This is a genomic window from Pantoea sp. X-Soil-OKNW-713 (assembly GCF_059730685.1).
Genome location: NZ_AP035995.1, coordinates 1233629 through 1258954, shown reverse-complemented (window position 1 = coordinate 1258954; position 25326 = coordinate 1233629). Strand labels below are relative to the sequence as shown.

Here is a 25326-nt window from a genome sequence, read left to right as displayed (position 1 = left end):
CGGCACAGTTTATCGTGCGGGTTTTGGCAGGCCATGAAATGCCTGAAAACAGCGCGATAAATCGCGCCGCGACGGAATGTGTAGCCGGGTAATTGTTCGAAACTTATACGCTGGTCACAGTAACGTGCTGGGCCGCAAACGCCGCACGCAACGCGTGAGCAAATTGCAGCGCATGAGCCCCATCGCCATGCAGACACACGGTTTGCGCATTCACCGCCACCCAGTCGCCAGAGATGCTTTGTACTTTACGCTGTTGCACCATCGTCAGCGTGTGGGCAATTGACTGCGCAGTATCTTCAATCAACGCACCCGGCTGACCGCGCGGCACCAGCGCGCCACTGGACAGATAGCCGCGATCGGCAAACACTTCTTCGCGCGTTTTCAGCCCATGATGGGCCGCTGCCTGAATCGACTCACTGCCCGCCAGCCCCACCAGGATTAAACCGGCATCAACCGCCTTGACGGCACGAGCAATGGTATCCGCCAGTTGTGGATCGGCTGCCGCCTGGTTGTATAACATGCCATGCGGTTTGACGTGCACCAGTCGCGCGCCCTCGCTTTCCGCCAGACTTTTCAGTGCGCCAATCTGGTAAATCATCTGCGCATAGACGATATCCGGCGGCAGCTGCATGGCGGTGCGGCCAAAATTTTCCCGGTCGGGAAAGCTGGGATGTGCACCAATCGCCACCCCAGCCGCCTGCGCCCAGCGCACCGATTGCAGCATGGTTGCCGCATCCCCTGCATGGAAACCGCAGGCGATGTTGGCGGAACTGACCAGTTGCAACAATTCCTGATCGCTGCCGCTCCCTTCGCCGAGATCGGCGTTGAGATCAATTTTCATGTGATAGCCCCCAGTTCATCTGATCAAATACACGCTGTTGCTGCTGCTTCGCCTGCATCGCTTCTTCCAGCGTGCAATGGGTGAAATGAATCGGTTCCCCCAGGCGAATCTGGGCTAAATGATAGAGATCGGCTTCGATAATGCAGGCAATTCGCGGATATCCCCCGGTAGTCTGCGCATCGGCCATCAACACAATCGGCTGTCCGTTTGGCGGCACCTGCACCACGCCCGGTACCAGACCGTGTGACAACAAATCGCGCGTGGCTTTGCGATGCAGCGTGCGCCCCTGCAAGCGATAGCCCATGCGGTTACTTTGCGGACTCAGTTTCCACGCGCTGCGCCAGAACGCTTCCTGCGCTTCACGGGTGAATTCGTTGTATTCCGGTCCGGGCAGCGCGCGGATACGATTGCCCCACAGCAACTGCCGCACCCCGGCTTTCTTGCTGAAGTCACGAGTCGCCTTGCCGAGCGGCAACAGATCACCATCCTGCAACTTACGTCCGGCAAAACCACCAAATCCGGCTTTCAGATCGGTACTGGCGGAGTCCAGCATCTCTGGCACGGCAAAACCGCCGTTAATCGCCAGGTAACTGCGCATGCCGTGCACTGGCATCGACAAACTGAGGACCTGCCCTTTCTTCACCGGCAGACGCCAGCCGGTCCAGACAGCTTTACCGTCCAGGTTAGCATTGCAGCCTGCTCCCGTCAGAGCGAACCAACCGTCACGCTGAAACTGCGCTTTAAACTGCCCCAGCACAATCTCCAGTACCGCGCTGCCTTCATCGTTACCCACCAACATGTTGGCGGTGCGCATGGCCGGTTGATCAAGTGCGCCACTGACGCTGATGCCAAACTGCCGCCAGCCGTTACGGCCCTGATCCTGCAATGAGGTCATCAATCCGGCACGAAGAATCTTTAGCATACGCCCTCCTTTTGCGGCACGAAGCGCACGCTGTCGCCGGGACGCAACAGCGTTGGCGGTTGCTGTTGGGGATCAAACAGGCTGATGGCGGTTTGTCCCAGCAATTGCCAGCCACCTGGGGTTGCCAGCGGGTAAACGCCGGTTTGGCTGCCGCCGATGCCGACTGAACCGGCAGGCACGATCACGCGTGGCTCGGCGCGACGCGGCGTATGTAAACGGCTATCGAGGCCGCCCAGATAGGGGAATCCTGGCTGAAAGCCAATAAAATAAACCACATAGTCGGTGCTGCTGTGTAGCTCCACCACCTGGCGTGGTGTCATTCCGGCATGCTCGGCGACCACCGATAAATCCGGCCCGGCCTCACCGCCATAAACCACCGGGATCTCCACCAGACGCGATTCCGGTCGCTGCGCTTCACTCTCTTCCCACCAGCGTTGCAGATTCTCGATAGCATCCAATGCATTGCGCTGTGGATCGCGCAGCAGCAGCGTCAGATTGTTCATGCCGGGAATCACTTCCGACACCTTTTCATTACCCTGTAGCCGCTGGCACAATCCCCAAATGCGTTGCTGGCTGGCTAAGGAAACCGGTGGTTCCAGTTCCAGCACTACCGCGCGTTCCCCCAGCAGATAACAACGTGCTCGTTGCAAAACCCACCTCCTGATTCACTTTCTTCCGGGCAGCCAACTGATGTTGCTCCCCGCTGTACGCGTGTCGCTTATGCTTTAAAGGCAACCAGTTATGCGAAAGTGTCAGAGGTGTGTCAACCGATTTGCGCCCCCAGCCGTAGCTTAGGGCGCAATAGCTGAAAAATCAGGCAGGATTGTCGATATCGATAAAGGTCACGTCGAGGCTATAGCTTTGTGCCAGCCATTCCCCCAGAGCCTTGATGCCGCCACGTTCGGTGGCATGGTGTCCGGCGGCAAAGAAGTGCAGTCCCTGCTCGCGGGCGCTGTGAATGGTTTGTTCCGACACTTCGCCAGTGATAAACGCATCGACGCCGAATGCCGCCGCGCTGTCAATAAAGCCCTGACCGCCGCCGCTACACCAGGCGATACGTTTGATTTTCTCCGGCGCATTATCACCGCAATGGAGCGGTGTGCGCCCCAGCGCCTGGGCAATGCGTTGTGCCAGCGCCTCACCGCTCAGCGGCTCCGCCAGCTCACCCCACGGCACCAGCGGCATCACCTCGCCCTTCACCTCAATATTGAACAACCGCGCCAACTGCGCGTTATTGCCGAGATGAGGATGGGCGTCAAGTGGCAGATGCCAACCATACAGGTTGATATCATTGGCCAGTAGCGTGCGCAGGCGCTGGCGTTTCATTCCTTTAATCACCGGCGCTTCGCTTTTCCAGAAATAACCGTGATGCACCATCACCGCATCGGCATTGCGTTTTACCGCTTCGTCGAGCAATGCCTGGCAGGCGGTGACACCGGTAATAATGGTTTTCACCTCCGGACGACCTTCGACCTGCAACCCATTGGGGGCGTAGTCACTAAAGGTGCTGCTGTTCAGCTGCTGGTTAACAATGTGTTCTAATTCAACGTGATTCATAATGGCTCCCTGACCTCTCAGGCCGCGCTGCGCGCGCGCTCGAAGGCGTCCAGTGTCTTTTTACGTGCGTCCTTATGTTCCACGATTGGCTCAGGATAATCGAGTGTCTTGTTATTTTTCTGCGCCCAGGCGTGCGGCTGATGGATATGCGCGTCCGGTACTGCCGCCAGTTCCGGTAACCACTGGCGGATAAACTCACCCTGTGGGTCGAAACGCTCGCCCTGAGTCGTCGGATTAAAAATGCGAAAATAGGGAGCCGCATCAGTGCCGGTAGAAGCCGCCCACTGCCAGCCTCCGTTATTGGCTGCCAGATCACCGTCGATCAGTTGCTGCATAAAGTAGCGTTCCCCGTCATGCCAGTCGATCAGCAAATCCTTCACCAGAAAACTGGCGACAATCATCCGTAGCCGGTTATGCATCCAACCCAGGGTATTTAGCTGGCGCATCGCCGCATCCACAATCGGATAACCGGTTTTCCCCTGCTGCCAGGCCACCAGATGGTTTTGATTTTTCTGCCAGCGCACGTTACGCGTCCAGGCGACAAACGGCTGATGTTTGCATAGTGCCGGAAATGCCACCATCAAATGGCGATAAAACTCACGCCAGATCAACTCGTTAAGCCAGACAAATGCGTGACCGCCATCCAGCGCGTCCGGGTGGTGTTTGAGGATACGATGCAGGCACTGGCGTGGCGACAACACGCCCGTCGCCAGATACACCGATAGTCTGCTGGTGCCATCCACTGCGGGTTTGTCGCGTTCAGCGGCATACGCCACCACCGGCTGCTGCGCGAAATGGCGCAACTGTTGCAGCGCCGCCTCTTCGCCGGCGGGAAACAGCGTGGCGTCGAAATCTTCCAGCGGATAGTCAAACGGCGGAATTTCGCGTTCGACCGCGATGGGGCCACCGCCACGGGCGCGAGGGGCCATATGACATTCGGGCAGCCCCTGATGCAGGCGACGGACAAAGGCTTTGCTGAACGGGGTAAACACCTTAAACATGGTGTGATTGCCGGTCTGCACGCTCCCCGGCGGCAACAACAGGCTGTCATCAAAGCCCTGGCAAATCACGCCCTGATCATCGAGACGTTTTTCCGCAGCGGCATCGCGCTGACGTTCATTGATTTCGTATTGATAGTTGTAAAATAGCTGATCGACCTGGTGGTGCTGGCAAAAGTCTGCCAGATACTCCAGCGAGGCAGCAAAATCGTCGCATTGCTGGTAATGCAATGGGATGCCCCGCTCCGCCAGCGCCCCCTGCAACAAACACAGGCTTTGATAAATAAACGCCGCCTGTTTCGGTGCCATATGATGTTGCTGCCACTGGCCGGGCGTGGCGATAAACAGCGCCAGCACGCGCGCGCCCGGATCGCGACAGGCAGCATACAGCGCGCTGTTGTCATTGATGCGTAAATCATTGCGCAGCCAGACAAGATGAGTGGTCATAAAGCTCCTGAGATTATTGGCCATAGCGCAGACGCAGCGCTTCCGGGTAAGGGTCGAAATAACGCTGCTGGGTTAGCCACGGATGCGGGAACTCCGCCATGTAGTGTTTCAGCATGGTGATCGGGGCCAGTAACGGCTGTAGCCCACAGCGATAACGGTCAATCAGCAGGGCCAGCTCCTGGCGTTGCGGCGAGGTCAGCTGACGGCGGAAATAACCCTGCACATGCATCAACACATTGGTGTGGTTGCGTCGGGTCGATTTGTGCGCCAGCAAACGCATCAACCGGTTGCGATATTCAAAAGCATAATCATCCAGCGAATCCCACGACTCCATCTTCGCCACAAAACGTCCCAACTCACGGTATTCATCCTGAGAGTGAGACAGCAGCAGCAGTTTGTAGCGACTATGGAACGCCACCAGTTGATGGCGCGTCAGGCCATTGCGCCACATCTGATTGAACTCATGCAGGGCGTAAACACGGCCAATGAAATTTTCCCGGATATCCGCATCGTTGAGACGACCATCCTCTTCCAGTGGCAACCACGGCAGTTCACGCTGGAGGAATTCGGTGAAAATGCCGGTCCCCGCTTTACGATTGTTGTTGGTTTGCGGTTCATACACCCGCACCCGCTCCAGACCGCAACTGGGTGATTTGGCGCACAGGATGTAGCCACACAGGTGATGTAACCCTTTCACCCGTTGTGCAGACCACTGCGCCATCTGATCCGTGACTTCATCGCCGCCCGCCTTACTGAAGCACAGATGTACGCGCGCATCGTCCTCTTTTACCAGACGCAGCGCCGGGCGCGGCGTCGGCAAACCAATCGCCATTTCCGGGCATACCGGCTCGAAATGGACAAAGGGGCTGAGTTCGTCTGTCGCAAAGGCAAAACGCTTATGGCCGCCATCAAAGCGAACGCTATCCCCGAGCAGGCAGGCACTGATACCGACAGGAATTTTTTCGCGCATACTTGTACAACCTCCGAAATCTTGTAGAGGTTTTAAGTGTAGCTGAAATGTATGCCGAACACAGCGTCAGCGGGGATGCGCAGTGAAAAATTGGCATAAAAAAACCCGGTGCTTCAGGGAAGACACCGGGCGGAACGACAGCGGAACAGCGTTACCAGAAAATGCCGCCAGCCGCTTCAGATTGCGCCAGCCAAACTGGCTTCGCGCTGGTTTTGCACCACATACGGTGCAGATAGCTGTAAAAGCGTGCGCGATCGGCACGGAACAGCATTACAGGGAGCGCCAGCACCCCCAGCAACACCACCAGCGCGCGGCGCAGCACAACTTTGTAGAACGGATATGCCTGATACATGGTTGCCTCCTGGTGAGTCTGAGAAAATGTGATCTGACACAAATATTACGCCTCGTTGTGTAATTTTACTACTCATCCGACCACTTTTTTGATCTTTTTTTGTCCATTTCATCGCCGCACTGAAATTAAGTTACATGAATGTAAATGTAAGGTTCCCAATGGGTAACAAACTTCAACACGGACGGCGACGCGATTTATTGCTACAGTGAACCGTTATCCATTTCTGCCGCAGGAGTTCGCGTGACCACCATCTTGATCGTTGAAGATGAAAAGGAGATCCGCCGTTTCGTGCGCCTGGCGCTTGAAGGCGAAGGGCTAAAGATTGTGGAAGCCGAGCAGTTGCAGCGCGGCCTGATTGAAGCCGCCACGCGCAAACCCGATTTGGTGATCCTTGACCTCGGTTTGCCCGACGGCGATGGCAATGACTTTATCCGTGAAGTGCGCCAGTGGAGCAGCATGCCGGTAATTGTGTTATCCGCCCGCACGGACGAACAGGATAAAATCGATGCGCTGGATGCCGGTGCCGATGACTATCTCACCAAGCCTTTTGGCATTGGTGAACTGCTGGCACGGGTGCGTGTGGCGTTGCGACGTCATCAGGGCAGCCAGTCCGAACCGGTATTGCGTTTTGGTGACGTGACGGTCGATCTGGCGGCGCGTCGTGTGCTGCGCGCTGGCGAAGAGGTGCATCTGACGCCGACCGAATTTCGTCTGCTCAGTTTGCTGCTGAATAATGCCGGAAAAGTGCTGACACAACGTCAGTTGCTGAACCAGGTCTGGGGGCCAAATGCGGTGGAGCATAGCCATTATCTGCGCATTTATATGGGGCATCTGCGTCAGAAGCTGGAAACCAACCCCACCCAACCCAACCATCTGCTGACAGAAACCGGCATTGGTTATCGGTTTATGCCATAAAAAAAGGCGCATAACGCGCCTTTTTTCATTTCGCTGTGCTTAAGCGTTTTTCAACACTTCGCTCACGATTTCTACCGCTTCTTTCTCGATCAGCTGGCGATGCTCAGCGCCGAGGAAGCTTTCACAGTAGATTTTATAAGCATCTTCGGTGCCGGACGGACGCGCGGCGAACCAGCCGTTCTCCGTCATCACCTTCAGACCACCAATTGATGCGCCGTTACCCGGTGCCGCCGTCAGACGTGCGGTGATCGGATCACCGGCCAGCGTGTCAGCGCTCACCATTTCCGGTGAAAGCTTCGACAATGCCGCTTTCTGCGCGGAAGTCGCAGCTGCCTGCAAACGGTTGTAGCTTGGTGCGCCAAAACGCGCCGCCAGCTCATCATAATGTTGCTGCGGGTTTTTACCGGTGACAGCGGTGATTTCCGCCGCCAGCAGGCACAGAATGATGCCATCTTTATCGGTGGACCAGGCCGTGCCGTCGAAACGCAGGAACGACGCCCCGGCGCTCTCTTCACCACCAAAGCCGAAGCTGCCGTCGAACAGGCCATCAACGAACCATTTGAAGCCCACTGGCACTTCCACCAGCTTGCGGCCAATGTCGTTCACCACGCGGTCAATCATCGCGCTGGACACCAGGGTTTTACCCACGGCGACATCTTTGCCCCACTGTGGACGATGCTGGAACAGGTAGTTGATCGCCACCGCCAGATAGTGGTTCGGGTTCATCAGGCCAGCCGGCGTCACAATGCCGTGGCGGTCGTAATCGGGATCGTTGCCGAAAGCCAGGTCGAATTTGTCACGGTACGCCAACAGGCCAGCCATCGCGCACTCTGACGAGCAGTCCATACGCACCACGCCATCTTTATCCAGATGCATAAAGCGGAAGGTCTGATCGATAGCATCGTTAACAATGGTGATATCCAGCTTGTAATGCTCTGCAATACGCTGCCAGTAGGCCATACCAGAGCCACCAAGCGGATCAACACCAATTTTCAGGCCCGCTTTCTGAATCGCCGGGAAGTCGATCACCTGCGCCAGCCCCTCAACATAGGGTTGGATCAGATCCTGTTCAACGATATGACCGCTGGCCCACGCCTGATCCAGTGGCAGACGTTTTACATCCTTCAGACCCGCTTTCATCAGCTGGTTAGCACGATCTTCCACCACTTTGGTGACGTTCGTATCGGCCGGGCCACCATTCGGCGGGTTGTATTTGATACCACCATCTTCCGGCGGGTTGTGCGACGGGGTGATGACGATGCCATCAGCCAGTGCGCCACCGCGTTTGTTGTGCTCAAGGATCGCGTTGGAGATAGCAGGCGTCGGCGTGTAGCCGTTGTCCTGCTGCACAATCACATCGACGCCGTTAGCCGCCAGCACTTCCAGCACCGACAAAATCGCCGGTTCAGACAGCGCATGGGTGTCTTTACCGACATAGCACGGACCGGTGATGCCGTTCTTCTTACGGTCTTCCGCGATGGCCTGCGCAATCGCCAGAATATGCATTTCGTTGAAGCTGTGACGACCTGCGCTACCACGGTGACCGGAAGTACCAAATTTCACCGCATGTTCAGGGTTATCCACATCCGGCTTCAGGACGTAGTACTGAGAGGTTAATTGTGCAACGTTAATCAAATCGCTCTGCTGGGCGGGCTGCCCGGCACGGGGGTGATTGGCCATTGGCGCTTCTCCCTGACGCTTCGGTTTAAATGGTGCCGCAAACTTTCTCTGTCAGTTCCTGCGGGAACTGCATGGCTAACATGATGTGTTCCACCATGCTGCATTTGCGACCGGTATTGGTATTGGTGATCACCCAGTACGGTGTGCCGGGCACATGCTTCGGCTTAGTATGGGTGCCATTTTGCAGCAGCGTATGCTCATCACCGGCAAAATAGACGCGGGTGCGTCCTTGCAGTGACGCCGTGGCATCCGCAAAGGCTGCGGGATCAAGACGATAGAGCGTTGACAACACCAGCATAAAGCGATTAACCGCCTTTTTCTGCTCTGCATACTCATCAGAAAGTAACAGTTCACGTACCGCACGAACGCGATCCTGCGGACGGGCTTGCGTTGCGACCGGCTGGGCTTCTTTGGCCGCAACGGCGACAACAGCAGAGGTTGCAGGGGCACTCTGACCGGCAGTGAACTTCAGCATGCGGCGCAAAATTTCGGAGGCGCTTTCACCAATGTGCTGGGTGTGGCTGGCAATATAACGGTAGAGTTCTTCGTCAACTTCAATCGTTTTCATCTTTTTCCGTACGATTCTGGCAAATGACAGAACCACGCATTTCTGCAAAGGCCTTAGCAAAATCCTGCCGTGCAAAATGTGAGCGGGCTCTAACATGAGGATTATAAAGTTAAATCCCAGGCGGCCGATAGCGCTGGCATCGTTTCAGGGCAAAAGTCGGAATATGCCCTAATGCCCACCAGGTTGGCTCCTGAGCAGGTGGATTCATGATAACCTAAGCGAAGCTCACAACCGTAAGAACTTTGCCATGATTTTGAATGCCCGTCTGGAAACTGAACAATCTGCCCCTGATGCTCCTCCGATTCTGTTAATTCATGGCCTGTTTGGCAGCCTGGATAACCTTGGCGTGCTGGCACGAGGCCTGCGCGATGCCCGTCCCACCTTGCAGGTGGATGTACGCAATCACGGTCTGTCCCCGCGTAGCGACGAGATGAACTATGCGGCGATGGCGCAAGATATCGTTGACACTCTTGACGCCCACGGCCTCGATCGTGTTGGCGTAATCGGCCATTCGATGGGTGGCAAAATTGCCATGACGTTAAGTGCCATTGCGCCGGAACGCATTGAAAAGTTGGTGATGATTGATATCGCGCCGGTGGATTATCAGACACGCCGCCATGATGAGATTTTTGCTGCTATCCGTGCCGTGAGCGCCGCGGGTGTGACGCGTCGCGGTGAAGCCGCCGAGGTGATGCGCACCCTGTTGACTGAAGAAGGGGTCATTCAGTTCATTCTGAAATCGTTCCAGGATGGCGAATGGCGCTTCAATGTGCCGGTGCTGTGGGATAATTACGCCACCATTTCCGGCTGGAATGAGGTTCCTGCATGGCCACATCCGGCGCTGTTTATTCGCGGGAGCGAATCGCCTTATCTGGACAATCAGCATCGTGATGCGTTGCTGCACCAGTTTCCACAGGCGCATGCGCATGTCATCAGTGGTGCCGGTCACTGGGTCCATGCTGAAAAACCTGAGGCGGTTTTGCGCGCAGTTCGCCGCTTTTTTGTACTGTAAAAGCAAAAGCTTGCCGCAAAACGTTTAAGGTTGGCGTCGCAAGGAGTGCTGGAGTATGATGTCGCGCTAAAAATTTGCCGCGGATGATTTTTTCACCGTGGCTGGGCCGATAATGTATAAATTGCGCAGCGCCTTTCCGCCGTTCGCGCCCACTCAGTTTTACAAAAAATGGCAAAAGAACAAACTGACCGCACCACGCTCGATCTCTTCGCTGATGAGCGACGTCCCGGTCGCCCCAAAACCAGTCCGCTAACGCGTGACGAACAGTTGCGCATTAACAAGCGCAACCAGCTAAAACGCGACAAAGTGCGTGGTTTACGTCGCGTGGAGCTAAAAATGAGCAGTGAAGCGGTTGACGCGCTTAATACTCTGGCAGAGCAGCAGAACATCAGCCGTAGCGAATTGATTGAACAAATGCTGCTGGCGCAACTCAAACTGTCGTAACACACGCAGACCGCACGCAGGAACACAAAGTCTCGGCTTTACAAGTTCCGCCACTTTGCCCGGTCTGCTATCATTCGCTTAACTGTGCATTCAACCCATATATCAGGATTTAAGAGGTTACTTAACTCATGGCAATCGTAGGCATTTTCTTCGGCAGCGATACCGGCAATACTGAAAACATTGCAAAAATGATCCAGAAACAACTGGGTAAAGATGTGGCCGAAGTGCATGACATTGCCAAGAGCACCAAAGAAGATCTCGAAGCATTCGATATCCTGCTGCTGGGCATTCCGACCTGGTACTACGGCGAAGCGCAATGTGACTGGGATGATTTTTTCCCGACTCTGGAAGAAATTGATTTCAATGGCAAATTAGTCGCGCTGTTTGGCTGCGGTGACCAGGAAGATTACGCTGAATACTTCTGTGATGCGATGGGCACCATCCGCGATATCATCGAGCCAAACGGCGCGGTGATTGTGGGACACTGGCCGACCGAAGGCTACCATTTCGAAGCCTCGAAAGGTCTGGCAGATGACAAACACTTCCTCGGTCTGGCGATCGATGAAGATCGTCAGCCTGAACTGACCAACGAACGTGTTGATAAATGGGTGAAACAGATTTTCGATGAGCTGCAACTGAAAGAGATCATTGAAGCCTGATCCCCTGCCCTCCTCAATGTGGGCGCTGGCTCACATTGAGTTAAAGGAATTTCCTATAAAAATAATAGCTACTGTTTTTTAACTTTTTCCCGCAAATCTGTAGAATACCCGTAACGGTCATCCGCTTATTCCTCTGGCATCAGAATGAGGCTGAGTGAAATGGAAACAAAGACCTGCACGATCCCCGCCGGCGTTAGTGACATTTCTCCTTACAGCCACTGGTGATTTTCAGGACATTGCCTTGGTTTTCATTTCACTGCTTGAGTTCTATAATGAGACGCAAATGAGAATGCGCGTGATCGACATTCAAGGCCCTGCGCCGCAAGTGACTAGCTAAGTAACAGGACAATATCCGCATGACTGACAACAACTCCGCATTGAAGAAGGCTGGCCTGAAAGTCACGCTCCCCAGACTGAAAATTCTGGAAGTGCTTCAGGAACCCGAATGCCATCACGTCAGCGCGGAAGATTTGTACAAACGCCTGATCGACATGGGCGAAGAGATTGGTCTGGCAACGGTTTATCGCGTTCTTAACCAGTTTGATGACGCGGGAATCGTGACCCGCCATAACTTCGAGGGTGGTAAATCCGTCTTTGAACTGACGCAACAGCATCACCATGACCACCTGATCTGCCTGGATTGTGGCAAAGTGATCGAATTCAGCGATGAATCCATTGAAACGCGTCAGCGCGAAATCGCCACACGTCACGGTATTAAGCTGACTAACCACAGTCTGTACTTGTACGGCCACTGTGCGTTGGGAGACTGCCGCGAAGACGATACGCTCCACGACAAGCAATAAAATGTGCTATGCAGTATAAAAAAACCGGTGCCTGGCACCGGTTTTTTTATGGCTGCATCACTGCACCAGCGTTTCCTGTAAATAACGCCAGCGCGGAATTGAAGTACTGCAATCCAGTACCGCCAGTGAGATGCGGCTCTGGTTGGTGCCGTTCATCATTTGCAATTCACGATACTGAATCGTCACTTCCTTGCTTTGTTGCGAAATGATGGCATGTTCGCTGGTGGCGATACGCATCCCTTCACGCTGACCACGCAGCTGACGGAACAGCACTTCCGTCGCATTGAAATCCAGTTGCTTGCCCTGCGGGGTCACCATTTTGAAATCCGGGTGAAAGTGCGCAAGGAACAATTCAATGCTGTCGTCGGTGCTATCCGACTGATTAAAAATACGTTCGATAAGTTGATGTAATACCACTACGCTGTGTTTGGCTTCCTGAGCGAGACTTGTCATTTTTTTTCCTTTATAACCCGCGGAGCAACGTCTGAGAGCGGATAGCCTACCTGAAAAAAAGTTTTTAACACTCGTAAATTGATTAATTATGTTAAAGTCAGATTAGTTGCAAATCCCGGTAACAAGCACGTTTCGCAAGCCACAGAATAAAAGATGGCTAAACTCAAATTACAGCCAATAAAAAAGGGCGATTTCTCGCCCTTTTATCAGGATATGGGGAAAACGACAAAAAGGATTAATCGCCGATTTTCGCCCAGGTATCACGCAAACCGACAGTACGGTTGAATACCAGCTTAGAAGGCTGTGAATAAACGCTATCCGCGCAAAAATAACCTTCACGTTCAAACTGATACGGAGCAAGCGCTACTGCATCACGCAGACCCGGCTCAACAAAACCTTGTTTGATTTCCAGCGAGTTCGGGTTGATGGTGGTGAGGAAATCCTCTGCCGCACCTGGGTTCGGTACACTGAACAGACGGTCATACAGACGGAATTCCGCAGGCAGCGCATGGATCGCCGAAACCCAGTGGATCACGCCTTTCACTTTACGGCCATCAGCCGGATCTTTGCTCAGGGTATCGACGTCACAGGTACAATAGATGCAGGTGATATTGCCTTCATCATCTTTCGCTACGCGCTCGGCACGGATCACATAAGCATTACGCAGACGGACCTCTTTACCCAGCACCAGACGTTTGTACTGCTTGTTGGCTTCCTCACGGAAATCAGCGCGATCGATCCACACCTCACGGCTGAACGGAACCTCACGCGTGCCCATTTCCGGCTTGTTCGGATGGTTCGGCATGGTGATGATCTCTTCATGACCCGCAGGCAGGTTCTCAATCACCACTTTCAGCGGATCCAGCACCGCCATAGCACGCGGCGCATTCTCGTTGAGATCGTCACGGATACATGACTCCAGCGAGGCCATCTCAACGATGTTGTCCTGTTTCGTCACACCAATACGCAGGCAGAATTCACGAATCGAGGCTGCGCTGTAACCACGACGGCGCAAACCGGACACGGTCAGCATACGCGGGTCATCCCAGCCTTCTACCACCTTTTCACTCACCAGCTGAGTCAGTTTACGCTTCGACATCACCGCGTATTCCAGATTCAGACGTGAGAATTCATACTGACGCGGGTGAACCGGAATGCTGATGTTGTCCAGCACCCAATCGTACAGGCGACGGTTATCCTGGAACTCCAGCGTACACAGCGAATGGGTAATGCCTTCCAGCGCGTCGGAGATGCAGTGGGTAAAATCGTACATCGGGTAGATGCACCATTTGTTACCAGTCTGGTGATGCTCAGCAAATTTAATGCGATACAGCACCGGATCGCGCATCACGATAAAGTTTGATGCCATATCGATTTTGGCACGCAGGCAAGCCTTGCCCTCTTCGAAGCCACCGGCGCGCATTTTTTCAAACAGCGCCAGGTTCTCTTCCGGCGTGCGATCGCGGAACGGGCTGTTTTTACCTGGGGCAGTCAGGGTGCCACGGTATTCGCGAATCTCTTCCGGCGAAAGCTCATCCACATAGGCCAGGCCTTTGTTGATCAGTTCGACCGCATAGTTGTACAGCTGGTCGAAATAGTTCGAGGAGTAACAAACGTCTCCGCTCCATTCAAAGCCCAGCCATTGCACGTCGCGCTTGATGGACTCGACGAACTCCATATCTTCTTTCACCGGGTTGGTGTCGTCGAAGCGCAGATTGCACTGTCCCTGGTAATCTTGTGCGATACCAAAATTCAGACAGATCGATTTCGCATGGCCAATATGCAGGTAACCATTGGGCTCAGGCGGGAAACGGGTATGCACGCTGTTGTGCTTACCGCTCGCCAAATCTTCGTCGATAATCTGACGAATAAAGTTCGTTGGGCGGGCTTCAGCCTCACTCATCTCAAAATCCTCAAATACAATACGGGTGATTTGTCCTGGAAAGTAACGGAGTATGATCCACAAAGCGCAGAAGGGAAACAACCGTTTGTTGGTCGTTTTAAAACAAAAAAGGCAGGAATCGCTTCCTGCCTTTGGGGTTTATCACAAGGGTTTAGCCTTTAACCTCGTACAAACGGGTTTCACCGGCGACCACTGACCCACTTGCCAGCAGATTGAGGCCAGCGAAATCATCGCTGTTGCTGACCACCACCGGGCTGATCATCGAACGGGCATGGGCGTTGAGGAAATCCAGATCCATTTCCAGCACTGGCTGGCCCGCCACCACCGTTGCGCCCTCTTCCACCAGACGCGAGAAGCCTTTGCCTTCCAGCGCGACGGTATCCAGACCCATATGCACCACGATCTCAACACCGTTCTCGCTCTCCAGACAGAAAGCATGGTTGGTATTGAAGATTTTCACGATGGTACCGGCAATCGGTGCCACCACGGTTTTACCGGTAGGCTTAATTGCCAGACCATCACCCACCGCCTTGCTGGCGAAGGCTTCGTCCGGCACCGCGTCCAGGGCAACCACTTCACCGCTCACCGGAGCCACCAGCGTGGCGATCACGCCTTTGTCGCTGTTCAGCACGGCCTGCGGCTGTGGTGCAGCGGCCTGTGGAGCAGAGGGTGCGGCAGCCGCAGCGGCGACCGGGCCTTTAGTCAGCACAGTTTTCATTGCGCTAGCGATGCTTTCCGCCTGGGTACCGACGATAATCTGCACGCTTTGTTTGTTGAGACGGATAATACCGGATGCACCCAAACGTTTCGCCACGCTGTCGTTCACCTGTGCGGCATCTTTCACGTTCAGACGCAGACGGGTGATACAGGCATCGATGTTGGTCAGGTTTTCTGAACCACCCACGGCACCAATGTAACGACGCGCCAGCGATTCGGTCTGGCTTTCGCCACTGCCGCTGTGATCAACATTGACGTCATAGCCGTCAGTTTCATCATCAGCAGCCAGTTCACGGCCCGGTGTCATGAGGTTGAATTTCTGGATAGTGAACCGGAACACCACATAGTAGATGGCGAAGAACACCAGACCTTGTGGGATCAGCATCCACCAATGGACCGCCAGCGGGTTACGCGTTGACAGTGCCATATCCACCAGACCGGCGCTGAAACCAAAGCCCGCAATCCAGTGCATGCTCGCCGCAATAAATACCGAAAGCCCGGTCAGCAGCGCATGGATGACATACAGCACCGGTGCCACGAACATAAAGGAGAATTCCAGTGGTTCGGTGATGCCGGTAAAGAAGGCAGCAAAGGCAGCAGCCAACATGATACCGCCCACTTTGGCACGGTTTTCCGGACGCGCGCAGTGGTAAATCGCCAGCGCCGCACCCGGCAGACCGAACATCATGATCGGGAAGAAGCCCGCCTGATAGCGACCGGTGATCCCCGGAATGCCGCTGCCATTAGCGATGGACTGTGCACCACCGAGGAATTTCGGAATATCGTTGATGCCAGCCACATCAAACCAGAACACGGAGTTCAGCGCGTGATGCAGGCCAACCGGAATCAGCAGACGGTTGAAGAAGGCATAGATACCTGCGCCAACAGAACCCAGTTTCTGAATGCTCTCGCCAAAGCTGACCAGACCATTAAACACCACCGGCCAGATATACATCAGAATGAACGCGACGAGGATCATCAGGAAGGAGACCAGGATGGGAACCAGACGGCGGCCACTGAAGAATGACAGCGCTTTTGGCAGCTCAACGTGGCTGAAGCGGTTATAGACTTCCGCCGAGATAATCCCCACCAGGATACCGACAAACTGGTTCTCGATTTTGCCAAAAGCGGCAGGCACTTGATCCAACGGGATTTTCTGAATCATCGACACGGCGGCCGGTGAACACAGGGTAGTGACCACGAGGAAACCAACGAAGCCAGTCAGCGCCGCAGCGCCGTCTTTATCTTTTGACATGCCATAGGCAACACCGATGGCAAACAGCACCGACATATGCTCGATGATCGCGGCACCGGATTTGATCAGCAACGCAGCCAGAGCGTTACCCGCCCCCCAGCTGTCAGGATCGATCCAGTACCCCACCCCCATTAAAATTGCCGCTGCCGGCAGGGTCGCCACCGGCACCATAAGCGCTCGGCCGACCTTTTGCAGATATCCTAAAATACTCACCTTATTCTCCCCCTTTGAGACTGGCGTATTGCCGTAGCGCGGGTTGATTTTATTATCCCGGCACCCGGTAGCTTAGATGACACTTTTCACCACGAGGCGAAGTGTAGAGATAAATTAATTCGCCTCGCAAATTAAAACCACAACAACTGTGACTTTTATCACCAAAAATGACGTTTACACCCCCTAACTGCTAGCCATCACCCCAAACTTATTTTATGATGAAAAATATCAGGGCGCACTTTTCCCCGTATGGTTGAGCTTAAACGGATTACGCTTAAGAACGGTCTGTAGAGAAAACGGCGACCCCACTTTTCAATCTTTAACTGAGGTGAAGACATGAGACTGATCCCTTTAGCCACACCTACCCAGGTGGGTAAATGGGCCGCGCGCCATATTGTTAACCGCATTAATGCGTTTAATCCTGGCCCAGATCGTCCCTTCGTGCTAGGTCTGCCCACCGGTGGCACACCACTGGAAGCGTACAAGCACCTGATTGAGATGCATAAAGCGGGCCAGGTTAGTTTCAAACATGTGGTCACGTTTAACATGGATGAATACGTTGGCCTGCCAAAAGAGCATCCGGAAAGTTACCACAGCTTTATGTATCGTAATTTTTTCGATCACGTTGATATCCAACCAGAAAACATCAATCTTCTGAATGGCAATGCGGAAGATATTGACGCAGAATGTCGTCAGTACGAAGAGAAGATCCGCGCTCTGGGCACAATCCATCTGTTTATGGGTGGCGTGGGCAATGATGGTCACATCGCCTTTAACGAACCAGCCTCCTCGCTTGCATCCCGTACCCGTATCAAAACGTTGACACACGAGACTCGCCTCGCCAATTCCCGTTTCTTTAACGGTGATGTGGATCAGGTGCCAAAATATGCCCTGACCGTGGGTGTAGGTACGTTGCTGGATGCCGAAGAGGTGATGATTCTGGTTACCGGTCATGTCAAAGCTCAGGCGTTGCAGGCGGCGGTAGAAGGTAATGTTAACCATATGTGGACCATCAGTTGCTTGCAGCTGCACGCCAAAGGCGTGGTGGTGTGTGATGAACCCGCCACCATGGAACTGAAAGTGAAAACCGTGAAATATTTCCGCGAAATGGAAGCGGAAAATATGAAAGGTGTGTAAGACCACGTTGTAAAAATCCTGCTGCCAGCATGGCGGTGGGCTTAGCCGGGAGAAAGAAACGATGTACGCATTAGTAAACGGCCGGATTTTTACCGGTCATGAAATTCTGGACAATCATGCGGTAGTGATTGCCGATGGCCTGATTGAGCGCGTCTGCCCACGCGATGCGCTTGACGCCACCCTGCCGCAACAGGATGTTGCGGGTGCGTTTATCGCTCCCGGTTTTATCGATTTACAACTTAATGGCTGCGGCGGCGTGCAGTTTAACGATGATATCGATGCACTGACCGTGGAAACGCTGGAAATTATGCAGCGCGCCAATGAGAAATCAGGCTGCACCAGCTACCTGCCAACGCTTATCACCAGCACCGATGCGTTAATGAAACGCGCAATCGAAACCATGCGCGCATATCTGGCTAAACATCAAAACCAGGCGTTGGGTTTACACCTCGAAGGTCCGTGGCTGAATAAAGTCAAAAAAGGCACCCACAACCCGGAACTGATTCGTCTGCCGGATACACAACTGGTGGATTTTCTTTGCGCTAACGCCGATGTCATCACCAAAGTGACACTCGCCCCGGAGAATGCCGGTAGCGCGGTGATCCGCAAATTAAGCGATGCGGGCATTATTGTTTCAGCAGGCCACTCGAACGCCACTTATGAAGAAGCCAAAAGCGGTTTCGCCGCAGGCGTAAGTTTTGCCACCCACCTCTACAATGCGATGCCGACCTTTGCCGGACGTGAACCCGGTTTGATTGGCGCGCTGTTTGATTCGCCTGATGTATACTGCGGCATCATTGCAGACGGTTTACATGTCCACTACGCTAATGTGCGCAATGCGAAGCGTATCAAGGGCGACAAGTTGGTGCTGGTCACTGATGCCACAGCCCCGGCAGGCGCCTCGATTGATAAATTTATTTTTGCAGGTAAAACAATATACTATCGCGATGGCCTTTGCGTGGATGAGAACGGAACCTTAAGTGGTTCTGCTATCACCATGATTGAAACGGTTCAGAACTGTGTAGAACATTGCGGCATTGCGCTGGATGAGGCGCTGCGCATGGCTACGCTCTATCCGGCAAAGGCGATGGGAGTGGAAAAACAGTTGGGTACGGTCGAAGCTGGAAAAGTCGCCAACCTGACTGTCTTTACCCGCGATTTTCAAATCATTAAGACGTTCGTCAACGGAGAGAACGTCCTCAGCGAGTAAGCACTGAATGACCACTGGCGGCCAGACTCAAATAGGAAATGTCGATCTTGTCAAGCAACTCAATAGCGCAGCCGTTTATCGGTTGATTGATCAACAAGGGCCTATTTCGCGCATTCAGATAGCCGAAGTGAGCCAGCTTGCACCCGCCAGCGTCACCAAAATTACCCGCCAGTTGATTGAGCGCGGTCTGATCAAAGAGGTGGAACAACAAGCCTCCACCGGTGGTCGCCGCGCCATCTCCATCATCACGGAAACCCGCCATTTTCACACCATTGGGGTGCGTCTCGGACGCAACGATGCCACGCTGACGCTGTTTGATCTCAGTGGCAAATCCCTGGCACAGGAAGATTACCCGCTGCCGGAACGTACCCAGGAAACGCTGGAAAATGCGTTATTCAACGCCATCACCGCGTTTATGGCCGCCCATCAGCGTAAAATTCATGAACTGATTGCCATTGCCGTGATTCTGCCTGGCCTGGTGGACCCGATTAATGGGGTGATTCGCTATATGCCGCATATTGCCGTCAGCCACTGGCCGCTGGTTTCCAGCCTGCAAAAACGCTTCAATGTCACCAGTTTCGTTGGTCACGATATCCGCAGCCTGGCCCTTGCTGAGCACTACTTCGGTGCAAGCCGTGACTGTGCAGACTCCATTCTGGTGCGCCTGCATCGCGGTACCGGGGCTGGCATTATCGCCAATGGTCACATTTTTCTTGGCAGCAATGGCAACGTGGGCGAAATTGGCCATATCCAGGTCGATCCGCTGGGCGAGCGCTGCCATTGTGGTAACTTCGGCTGTCTGGAAACCATCGCCGCCAATGGGGCGATTGAAAACCGGGTGCGCCATCTGTTGAATCAGGGCTATCCCAGCTCGCTGACTCTCAGCGATTGCCAGATGCCGCAAATCTGTCGCGCAGCCAATCAGGGCGATGCGCTGGCATGCGAAGTGATCGAATATGTTGGTCGCTATCTCGGAAAAGCCATCGCGATTGCCATTAACCTGTTTAATCCGCAGAAAGTGGTGCTAGCCGGTGAAATTACCGAGGCCGATAAAGTGCTGTTTCCGGCGATTGAAGGCTGCATTAATACCCAGGCACTGAATGCGTTTCGTAAAAATCTGCCTGTGGTACGCTCAGAACTGGATCATCGCTCCGCCATCGGCGCTTTTGCGTTGGCAAAACGCGCGATGCTGAATGGCATTCTGCTGCAACATCTGCTGGAAGAGTAATCGATGCCTGCCCCAGGCAGGCCATACCGGATGCAATCTATGACAATTAAAAGCGTAATCTGTGACATCGACGGTGTGTTGATGCACGACAACACCGCCGTTCCTGGTGCCCAGGAGTTCCTGCAACGCATCCTTGAAAAAAAGATGCCGCTGGTGGTGCTGACCAACTATCCCTCACAAACAGCGAAAGATTTGGCAAACCGTTTTGCCTCTTCTGGCATTGAAGTGCCGGATTCGGTGTTCTACACCTCGGCAATGGCTACGGCCGATTTTCTGCGCCGTCAGGAAGGGAAAAAAGCCTATGTGATTGGCGAAGGCGCGCTGATTCATGAGCTGTACAAGGCGGGATTCACCATCACCGATATCAATCCGGATTTCGTCATCGTCGGCGAAACGCGCTCCTTTAACTGGGAGATGATGCATAAGGCGGCGTTCTTTGTTGCCAACGGCGCCCGCTTTATCGCTACCAACCCGGATACCCATGCACGTAATTTCGTCCCGGCCTGTGGCGCGTTGTGTGCCGGCATTGAGAAAATCTCCGGGCGCAAACCGTTTTATGTCGGTAAACCCAGCCCGTATATCATGCGTGCTGCGCTGAATAAGATGCAGGCGCACTCCGAAGAAACGGTGATCGTGGGCGATAACCTGCGCACCGATATTCTCGCCGGTTTCCAGGCCGGTCTGGAAACGGTGCTGGTGCTGTCGGGTGTTTCAACACTCAGCGATATTGATGCCATGCCGTTCCGCCCGGACTGGATTTATCCTTCGGTTGCCGATATCGATCTGTTCTGATTCTCTCCATCAACAAAACTTATGGCCCGGCGCACCAAAAAAGTTCGCCGGGTTTCTTTTTTTCGCGCCCTGCCTTGTTCACAAAATAGCCCGAATTGAGATTTCATTAGATACCATCTAATGAAATGGTTATTTAATTGAATAAAATTCAATTTATTTGCGATGACAACATTCTTTTTATCAACCAATCGTGAATTTGCTTGCATTACCACCACCAAATAGCGCATTTTCTTATACATCACGCAGCCGATGCTGCCGGACAAACGTAGAAATAACATCCCCACAGGGTGAGATCAGGAGTCAGTTATGTGTTCGATTTTTGGTGTGCTGGATCTGAAAACCGATCCTGTTGAATTGCGCAAGAAAGCGCTGGAATGTTCCCGTCTGATGCGCCATCGCGGCCCGGACTGGTCAGGCGTCTATGCCGATGACAAAGCCATTCTGGCGCATGAGCGCCTGTCAATTGTTGACGTCAACAACGGCGCACAGCCGCTGTACAACGCCGATCACACCCACGTACTGGCGGTAAACGGTGAAATCTACAACCATCAGGCGCTGCGTGCTGAACTGAGCGATCGCTATCAGTTCCAGACCGGTTCTGACTGTGAAGTGATCCTCGCGCTGTATCAGGAAAAAGGCGTCGATTTCCTCGATGACCTGCAAGGCATGTTTGCCTTTATTCTGTGGGACAGCGTGAAACAACAATATCTGATTGGTCGTGACCATATCGGTATCATCCCGCTGTATATGGGTAACGATGAACACGGCAACTTCTATGTCGCTTCCGAAATGAAAGCGCTGGTGCCGGTGTGCCGCTCCATCAAAGAATTCCCGCCGGGAAGCTACCTCTCCAGCACCGATGGCGAAATCCGTCGTTACTGGCAGCGTGACTGGATGGATTACAAAGCCGTTGAGCACAACGTTACTGATGCCGCCGGTCTGAAAGCCGCGCTGGAAGAGTCAGTCAAAAGCCATCTGATGTCAGACGTCCCCTACGGCGTGCTGCTGTCTGGTGGTCTGGACTCGTCCATTATCTCCGCAGTGACCAAACGTTTTGCGGCAAAACGCGTAGAAGATCATGACAAGAGCGATGCCTGGTGGCCGCAACTGCACTCCTTCGCGGTAGGTCTGGAAGGTTCACCGGACCTGAAAGCGGCGAAATCGGTCGCGGAACATCTCGGCACCGTGCACCATGAAATCCACTTCACCGTGCAGGAAGGTCTGGATGCAATCCGTGATGTGATTTACCACATCGAAACCTACGATGTGACCACTATCCGTGCCTCAACGCCGATGTACCTGATGTCGCGTAAAATCAAAGCGATGGGTATCAAAATGGTGCTGTCTGGCGAAGGTGCTGATGAAGTGTTTGGTGGCTACCTCTACTTCCACAAAGCGCCGAACGCCAAAGAGTTCCACGAGGAGAACGTGCGTAAGCTGCTGGCACTGCATATGTATGACTGTGCCCGTGCTAACAAAGCGATGTCAGCCTGGGGTGTGGAAGCGCGTGTGCCGTTCCTCGACAAGAAATTCCTGGATGTCGCGATGCGCATCAACCCGGAAGATAAAATGTGTGGCAGCAACGGCAAGATGGAAAAACACATCCTGCGTGAATGCTTCTCCTCATATCTGCCGGAAAGCGTGGCATGGCGTCAGAAAGAGCAGTTCTCAGACGGTGTAGGTTACAGCTGGATCGACACCCTGAAAGAAGTGGCCGCGAAGCAGGTTAGCGATCAACAACTGGCGACCGCCCACTTCCGCTTCCCGTACAACACGCCGAACTCCAAAGAAGCGTATCTGTACCGTGAGATCTTTGAAGAACTGTTCCCGATCCCGAGTGCCGCTGAATGTGTGCCGGGTGGTCCGTCGGTGGCCTGTTCTTCCGCAAAAGCGATTGAATGGGATGAAGCGTTCAAATCAATGGACGATCCATCAGGTCGTGCGGTAGGCGTGCATCAGTCTGCCTATAAATAAGATTTTTAATATCAAGCAACAGGGGCCAGAAATGGCCCCTTTTTTTATCCGTTGCGTTTGTATTGATCGAAAATTGCCGAATAAATCATCAGCCTGGTTATAAGCCAGACAAACAGGCGCATTAAGGCGAAAAACGGTAAAAAATTTGTTGACGCTACAAAGCTCAATACGCATAATGCGCCCCGCAACGCCGATGAAGGTAGCGCGAAAAAAAGATGGCTACGTAGCTCAGCTGGTTAGAGCACAGCACTCATAATGCTGGGGTCACAGGTTCGATTCCCGTCGTAGCCACCATCTTTTTTTGCGGGAGTGGCGAAATTGGTAGACGCACCAGATTTAGGTTCTGGCGCCGCAAGGTGTGCGAGTTCAAGTCTCGCCTCCCGCACCATTTCCAGTCTTCGGCAGCCGGATGGGGTATCGCCAAGCGGTAAGGCACCGGTTTTTGATACCGGCATTCCCTGGTTCGAATCCAGGTACCCCAGCCAATCCGATGAACTCTCGTGGATATGAGTCGACTATTGGGATATCGCCAAGCGGTAAGGCACCGGTTTTTGATACCGGCATTCCCTGGTTCGAATCCAGGTATCCCAGCCATCGTCGGATGTGATGTAAAGCAGTACAATTTGGCTACGTAGCTCAGCTGGTTAGAGCACAGCACTCATAATGCTGGGGTCACAGGTTCGATTCCCGTCGTAGCCACCATATAAAATTGGGGTGTCGCCAAGCGGTAAGGCAGTGGATTCTGATTCCACCATTCCGGGGTTCGAATCCCTGCACCCCAGCCATACAAAGACAATTTGACCAAACACCTATTGGGGTGTCGCCAAGCGGTAAGGCACCGGATTCTGATTCCGGCATTCCGGGGTTCGAATCCCTGCACCCCAGCCAAATTGCACAATAAAGCCCGCTTTTGCGGGCTTTATTGTTTTCTGGGTTTATGTAAAAACACATCCCCCTGTAGCGGCGCGATTTATCGCGCTCTTTTGATTTTAAAACCTGCTCGATAAATCGCGCCGCTACGGAATGTGCAAAAATGCCAGATTAAAGCCCCAACGCGTAACGCAGCACCTGACGTTTTAACGCACCGGCGTGTTCAGCAGCGATCAATCCCAGATTACGGGCGAAACGCAGCGGCGGCAGTTTATTGCTGAAAGCGAAGTAAAACAGATCCATTCCGCCCTGCATCAACAAATTATCTCTGCGGCGCTGGCGCTGATAACGCTGCAACACCGCCGCCGATGACCACGACTCCGCCTGACTACGCGCCTGCACCAGCGTGTCCAGCAACGCATCCACATCACGATAGCCAAGATTCACCCCCTGCCCGGCCAACGGATTGATGGTATGCGCCGCATCGCCAACCAACGCCAGCCCGGCGGTGACATAGCGCGTTGCATGACGTCGCACCAGCGGAAAGGATGCCGCCGCCTGCACCTGAAAACGCCCCACGCGCGCCGGAAAATGCGCGTGGATCTCTTTTTCCAGCTGTGGCAACGGCAAACTCTGCAACTGACGAATACGTGCTGGCGCGTCATACCACACCAGCGAAGCATGCCTGCCGAACAGCGGCAAGAACGCGCGCGGCCCTTCCGGCGTAAACTGTTGCCAGGTGGCATCCCCGGCGTCATGTTCACACTCGACGCTAATCAACATGCAAGATTGCGCGTAGTTCCAGCCATGCACACCAATCCCGGCCAATTGGCGCACGCGAGAATTGGCACCATCGGCCCCCACCACCAGTCTGGCATCCAGCGTGGTACCATTGTCCAGTTGCACATGCCAACCGCCGCTGTGTGGCAGCACATTGTCCAGACTGGCCGGGGCGCATAAGGTCACCCCATCTTCCTGCATCTTTTCCCACAACGCGCGTTGCAGCACGCTGTTCTCAACCATATAACCCAGTTCAGGCAGACCAAGTGATGCCGCATCAAAGGTGACATGGGCCGTTTGCCATTCCCAGGTTTCCAGCTTGCGGTAAGGTGCACAACGCATCGCCTGCACACGCGGCCAGACGTTAAGCTGTTGCAGCAACGCCACCGATGACGCACCAATGGCGGAAATACGAACATCCGGCGCGCGCGCCGCATCAAAAGGGGCCGGTTCAGCCCGCTCAACCACCGCCACACGGAATTGCTGCTGCGCCAGGCCGCAGGCCAGGGCCGCACCAACCATCCCGCCGCCAATCACCACCACATCAAAATGTGAATCCTGCATTACCGTTATCCCTCATATCTAACGCAGCGCTCATTGTGCGAAGTGTACCGGAAATTCACGTC

Annotated in this window: 23 protein-coding genes and 7 tRNA genes; 17 read left to right on the top strand and 13 right to left on the bottom strand. The window is 54.0% G+C overall.

The annotated features are described in order from the left end of the window. Positions 1 to 103: 103 nt before the first annotated feature. The 7 genes from pxpA to AC6I8R_RS05745 form a co-directional block, all read right to left on the bottom strand. Positions 104 to 841: a 5-oxoprolinase subunit PxpA gene (gene pxpA, locus AC6I8R_RS05775; protein ID WP_021182402.1), complete on the bottom strand. Its 738-nt coding sequence runs from the start codon at positions 839 to 841 to the stop codon at positions 104 to 106. Beyond that, positions 831 to 1763 carry a 5-oxoprolinase subunit PxpC gene (gene pxpC, locus AC6I8R_RS05770; RefSeq protein ID WP_021182401.1) on the bottom strand — a complete coding sequence of 311 codons (933 nt, stop codon included), beginning with the start codon at positions 1761 to 1763 and terminating at the stop codon, positions 831 to 833. The genes pxpA and pxpC overlap by 11 nt, the downstream gene beginning before the upstream one ends. Further along, entirely contained in the window at positions 1757 to 2413 is a 657-nt protein-coding gene (gene pxpB / locus AC6I8R_RS05765; protein WP_021182400.1) for a 5-oxoprolinase subunit PxpB, read from the bottom strand. Before pxpB ends, pxpC begins: the two co-directional genes overlap by 7 nt. A 163-nt stretch (positions 2414 to 2576) precedes the next feature. Next, positions 2577 to 3320, bottom strand: a complete 744-nt coding sequence (locus tag AC6I8R_RS05760) for a type 2 GTP cyclohydrolase I (protein WP_415175572.1) — start codon at positions 3318 to 3320, stop codon at positions 2577 to 2579. 17 nt (positions 3321 to 3337) lie between these two features. Continuing rightward, on the bottom strand, positions 3338 to 4765 hold the full coding sequence (gene phrB, locus AC6I8R_RS05755; protein WP_415175571.1) for a deoxyribodipyrimidine photo-lyase: 1428 nt from the start codon (positions 4763 to 4765) through the stop codon (positions 3338 to 3340). 13 nt (positions 4766 to 4778) lie between these two features. Beyond that, positions 4779 to 5735: a YbgA family protein gene (locus AC6I8R_RS05750; RefSeq protein WP_021182397.1), complete on the bottom strand. Its 957-nt coding sequence runs from the start codon at positions 5733 to 5735 to the stop codon at positions 4779 to 4781. A gap of 151 nt (positions 5736 to 5886) precedes the next feature. Continuing rightward, positions 5887 to 6087: a DUF2517 family protein gene (locus tag AC6I8R_RS05745; protein ID WP_021182396.1), complete on the bottom strand. Its 201-nt coding sequence runs from the start codon at positions 6085 to 6087 to the stop codon at positions 5887 to 5889. 240 nt (positions 6088 to 6327) lie between these two features. On the opposite strand from AC6I8R_RS05745, the gene kdpE reads away from it, so the two are divergent. Next, positions 6328 to 7002, top strand: coding sequence for a two-component system response regulator KdpE (gene kdpE / locus AC6I8R_RS05740; protein ID WP_021182395.1), 675 nt, complete (start codon positions 6328 to 6330; stop codon positions 7000 to 7002). A 39-nt stretch (positions 7003 to 7041) separates the two neighbouring features. On the opposite strand, the gene pgm is transcribed toward kdpE, so the two are convergent. Both pgm and seqA read right to left on the bottom strand, forming a co-directional pair. After that, positions 7042 to 8682, bottom strand: coding sequence for a phosphoglucomutase (alpha-D-glucose-1,6-bisphosphate-dependent) (pgm, locus tag AC6I8R_RS05735; protein ID WP_208725016.1), 1641 nt, complete (start codon positions 8680 to 8682; stop codon positions 7042 to 7044). Positions 8683 to 8707: 25 nt separating this feature from the next. Beyond that, complete coding sequence (gene seqA / locus AC6I8R_RS05730) at positions 8708 to 9250, bottom strand: replication initiation negative regulator SeqA (RefSeq protein ID WP_021182393.1); 543 nt, start codon at positions 9248 to 9250, stop codon at positions 8708 to 8710. Positions 9251 to 9497: 247 nt separating this feature from the next. Between seqA and ybfF the strand changes: the two genes are divergently transcribed. The 4 genes from ybfF (at position 9498) to fur (ending at position 12168) form a co-directional block, all read left to right on the top strand. Next, positions 9498 to 10262: an esterase gene (gene ybfF, locus AC6I8R_RS05725; RefSeq protein WP_415175568.1), complete on the top strand. Its 765-nt coding sequence runs from the start codon at positions 9498 to 9500 to the stop codon at positions 10260 to 10262. A gap of 168 nt (positions 10263 to 10430) precedes the next feature. Next, entirely contained in the window at positions 10431 to 10706 is a 276-nt protein-coding gene (ybfE, locus tag AC6I8R_RS05720; RefSeq protein WP_013508279.1) for a LexA regulated protein, read from the top strand. A gap of 128 nt (positions 10707 to 10834) precedes the next feature. Then, a complete protein-coding gene (gene fldA / locus AC6I8R_RS05715; RefSeq protein ID WP_013508278.1) occupies positions 10835 to 11365 on the top strand; it encodes a flavodoxin FldA in 531 nt (176 codons plus the stop codon). Positions 11366 to 11721: 356 nt separating this feature from the next. Then, positions 11722 to 12168: a ferric iron uptake transcriptional regulator gene (gene fur, locus AC6I8R_RS05710; protein WP_415175567.1), complete on the top strand. Its 447-nt coding sequence runs from the start codon at positions 11722 to 11724 to the stop codon at positions 12166 to 12168. A 57-nt stretch (positions 12169 to 12225) separates the two neighbouring features. On the opposite strand, the gene AC6I8R_RS05705 is transcribed toward fur, so the two are convergent. From AC6I8R_RS05705 to nagE, 3 genes are all read right to left on the bottom strand, one after another. Beyond that, the gene (locus tag AC6I8R_RS05705; protein ID WP_415175566.1) at positions 12226 to 12621 is read right to left on the bottom strand and encodes a hypothetical protein; all 396 of its coding nucleotides are present in this window, start codon (positions 12619 to 12621) and stop codon (positions 12226 to 12228) included. Positions 12622 to 12856: 235 nt separating this feature from the next. After that, positions 12857 to 14524, bottom strand: coding sequence for a glutamine--tRNA ligase (gene glnS, locus AC6I8R_RS05700; protein ID WP_021182390.1), 1668 nt, complete (start codon positions 14522 to 14524; stop codon positions 12857 to 12859). A 151-nt stretch (positions 14525 to 14675) separates the two neighbouring features. Next, positions 14676 to 16703: an N-acetylglucosamine-specific PTS transporter subunit IIBC gene (nagE, locus tag AC6I8R_RS05695; RefSeq protein ID WP_036624757.1), complete on the bottom strand. Its 2028-nt coding sequence runs from the start codon at positions 16701 to 16703 to the stop codon at positions 14676 to 14678. A 342-nt stretch (positions 16704 to 17045) separates the two neighbouring features. On the opposite strand from nagE, the gene nagB reads away from it, so the two are divergent. From nagB to AC6I8R_RS05635, 12 genes are all read left to right on the top strand, one after another. Continuing rightward, positions 17046 to 17846: a glucosamine-6-phosphate deaminase gene (nagB, locus tag AC6I8R_RS05690; RefSeq protein WP_497831998.1), complete on the top strand. Its 801-nt coding sequence runs from the start codon at positions 17046 to 17048 to the stop codon at positions 17844 to 17846. A gap of 61 nt (positions 17847 to 17907) precedes the next feature. Beyond that, positions 17908 to 19056, top strand: a complete 1149-nt coding sequence (gene nagA, locus AC6I8R_RS05685; protein ID WP_415175564.1) for an N-acetylglucosamine-6-phosphate deacetylase — start codon at positions 17908 to 17910, stop codon at positions 19054 to 19056. A gap of 7 nt (positions 19057 to 19063) precedes the next feature. Then, complete coding sequence (nagC, locus tag AC6I8R_RS05680) at positions 19064 to 20284, top strand: DNA-binding transcriptional regulator NagC (protein ID WP_021182385.1); 1221 nt, start codon at positions 19064 to 19066, stop codon at positions 20282 to 20284. A gap of 39 nt (positions 20285 to 20323) precedes the next feature. Continuing rightward, positions 20324 to 21076: an HAD-IIA family hydrolase gene (locus tag AC6I8R_RS05675; RefSeq protein ID WP_013508270.1), complete on the top strand. Its 753-nt coding sequence runs from the start codon at positions 20324 to 20326 to the stop codon at positions 21074 to 21076. Between the two features lie 306 nt (positions 21077 to 21382). Continuing rightward, positions 21383 to 23050 (top strand): asparagine synthase B, encoded by a 1668-nt coding sequence (gene asnB, locus AC6I8R_RS05670; protein WP_021182384.1) that lies wholly within the window; start codon positions 21383 to 21385, stop codon positions 23048 to 23050. Between the two features lie 217 nt (positions 23051 to 23267). Beyond that, positions 23268 to 23344: transfer RNA gene (locus AC6I8R_RS05665), tRNA-Met, on the top strand. Between the two features lie 9 nt (positions 23345 to 23353). Beyond that, a tRNA-Leu gene (locus tag AC6I8R_RS05660) sits at positions 23354 to 23438 on the top strand. Between the two features lie 22 nt (positions 23439 to 23460). Then, a tRNA-Gln gene (locus AC6I8R_RS05655) sits at positions 23461 to 23535 on the top strand. 34 nt (positions 23536 to 23569) lie between these two features. Further along, positions 23570 to 23644, top strand: a tRNA-Gln gene (locus AC6I8R_RS05650). Between the two features lie 31 nt (positions 23645 to 23675). Beyond that, positions 23676 to 23752: transfer RNA gene (locus AC6I8R_RS05645), tRNA-Met, on the top strand. 8 nt (positions 23753 to 23760) lie between these two features. Beyond that, positions 23761 to 23835 (top strand) — tRNA-Gln (locus AC6I8R_RS05640). A 28-nt stretch (positions 23836 to 23863) separates the two neighbouring features. Continuing rightward, positions 23864 to 23938: transfer RNA gene (locus AC6I8R_RS05635), tRNA-Gln, on the top strand. A gap of 153 nt (positions 23939 to 24091) precedes the next feature. Here the strand turns inward: AC6I8R_RS05635 and ubiF are convergent. Next, complete coding sequence (gene ubiF / locus AC6I8R_RS05630; RefSeq protein WP_021182383.1) at positions 24092 to 25264, bottom strand: 3-demethoxyubiquinol 3-hydroxylase; 1173 nt, start codon at positions 25262 to 25264, stop codon at positions 24092 to 24094. Positions 25265 to 25326 lie beyond the last annotated feature (62 nt).

Coding starts and splice junctions, on each gene's coding strand:
- pxpA (WP_021182402.1), bottom strand. CDS start 841: ATGAAAATTGATCTCAACGCCGATCTCGGCGAAGGGAGCGGCAGCGAT.
- pxpC (WP_021182401.1), bottom strand. CDS start 1,763: ATGCTAAAGATTCTTCGTGCCGGATTGATGACCTCATTGCAGGATCAG.
- AC6I8R_RS05760 (WP_415175572.1), bottom strand. CDS start 3,320: ATGAATCACGTTGAATTAGAACACATTGTTAACCAGCAGCTGAACAGC.
- phrB (WP_415175571.1), bottom strand. CDS start 4,765: ATGACCACTCATCTTGTCTGGCTGCGCAATGATTTACGCATCAATGAC.
- AC6I8R_RS05750 (WP_021182397.1), bottom strand. CDS start 5,735: ATGCGCGAAAAAATTCCTGTCGGTATCAGTGCCTGCCTGCTCGGGGAT.
- AC6I8R_RS05745 (WP_021182396.1), bottom strand. CDS start 6,087: ATGTATCAGGCATATCCGTTCTACAAAGTTGTGCTGCGCCGCGCGCTG.
- pgm (WP_208725016.1), bottom strand. CDS start 8,682: ATGGCCAATCACCCCCGTGCCGGGCAGCCCGCCCAGCAGAGCGATTTG.
- seqA (WP_021182393.1), bottom strand. CDS start 9,250: ATGAAAACGATTGAAGTTGACGAAGAACTCTACCGTTATATTGCCAGC.
- ybfF (WP_415175568.1), top strand. CDS start 9,498: ATGATTTTGAATGCCCGTCTGGAAACTGAACAATCTGCCCCTGATGCT.
- ybfE (WP_013508279.1), top strand. CDS start 10,431: ATGGCAAAAGAACAAACTGACCGCACCACGCTCGATCTCTTCGCTGAT.
- fldA (WP_013508278.1), top strand. CDS start 10,835: ATGGCAATCGTAGGCATTTTCTTCGGCAGCGATACCGGCAATACTGAA.
- fur (WP_415175567.1), top strand. CDS start 11,722: ATGACTGACAACAACTCCGCATTGAAGAAGGCTGGCCTGAAAGTCACG.
- AC6I8R_RS05705 (WP_415175566.1), bottom strand. CDS start 12,621: ATGACAAGTCTCGCTCAGGAAGCCAAACACAGCGTAGTGGTATTACAT.
- glnS (WP_021182390.1), bottom strand. CDS start 14,524: ATGAGTGAGGCTGAAGCCCGCCCAACGAACTTTATTCGTCAGATTATC.
- nagB (WP_497831998.1), top strand. CDS start 17,046: ATGAGACTGATCCCTTTAGCCACACCTACCCAGGTGGGTAAATGGGCC.
- nagA (WP_415175564.1), top strand. CDS start 17,908: ATGTACGCATTAGTAAACGGCCGGATTTTTACCGGTCATGAAATTCTG.
- nagC (WP_021182385.1), top strand. CDS start 19,064: ATGACCACTGGCGGCCAGACTCAAATAGGAAATGTCGATCTTGTCAAG.
- AC6I8R_RS05675 (WP_013508270.1), top strand. CDS start 20,324: ATGACAATTAAAAGCGTAATCTGTGACATCGACGGTGTGTTGATGCAC.
- asnB (WP_021182384.1), top strand. CDS start 21,383: ATGTGTTCGATTTTTGGTGTGCTGGATCTGAAAACCGATCCTGTTGAA.
- ubiF (WP_021182383.1), bottom strand. CDS start 25,264: ATGCAGGATTCACATTTTGATGTGGTGGTGATTGGCGGCGGGATGGTT.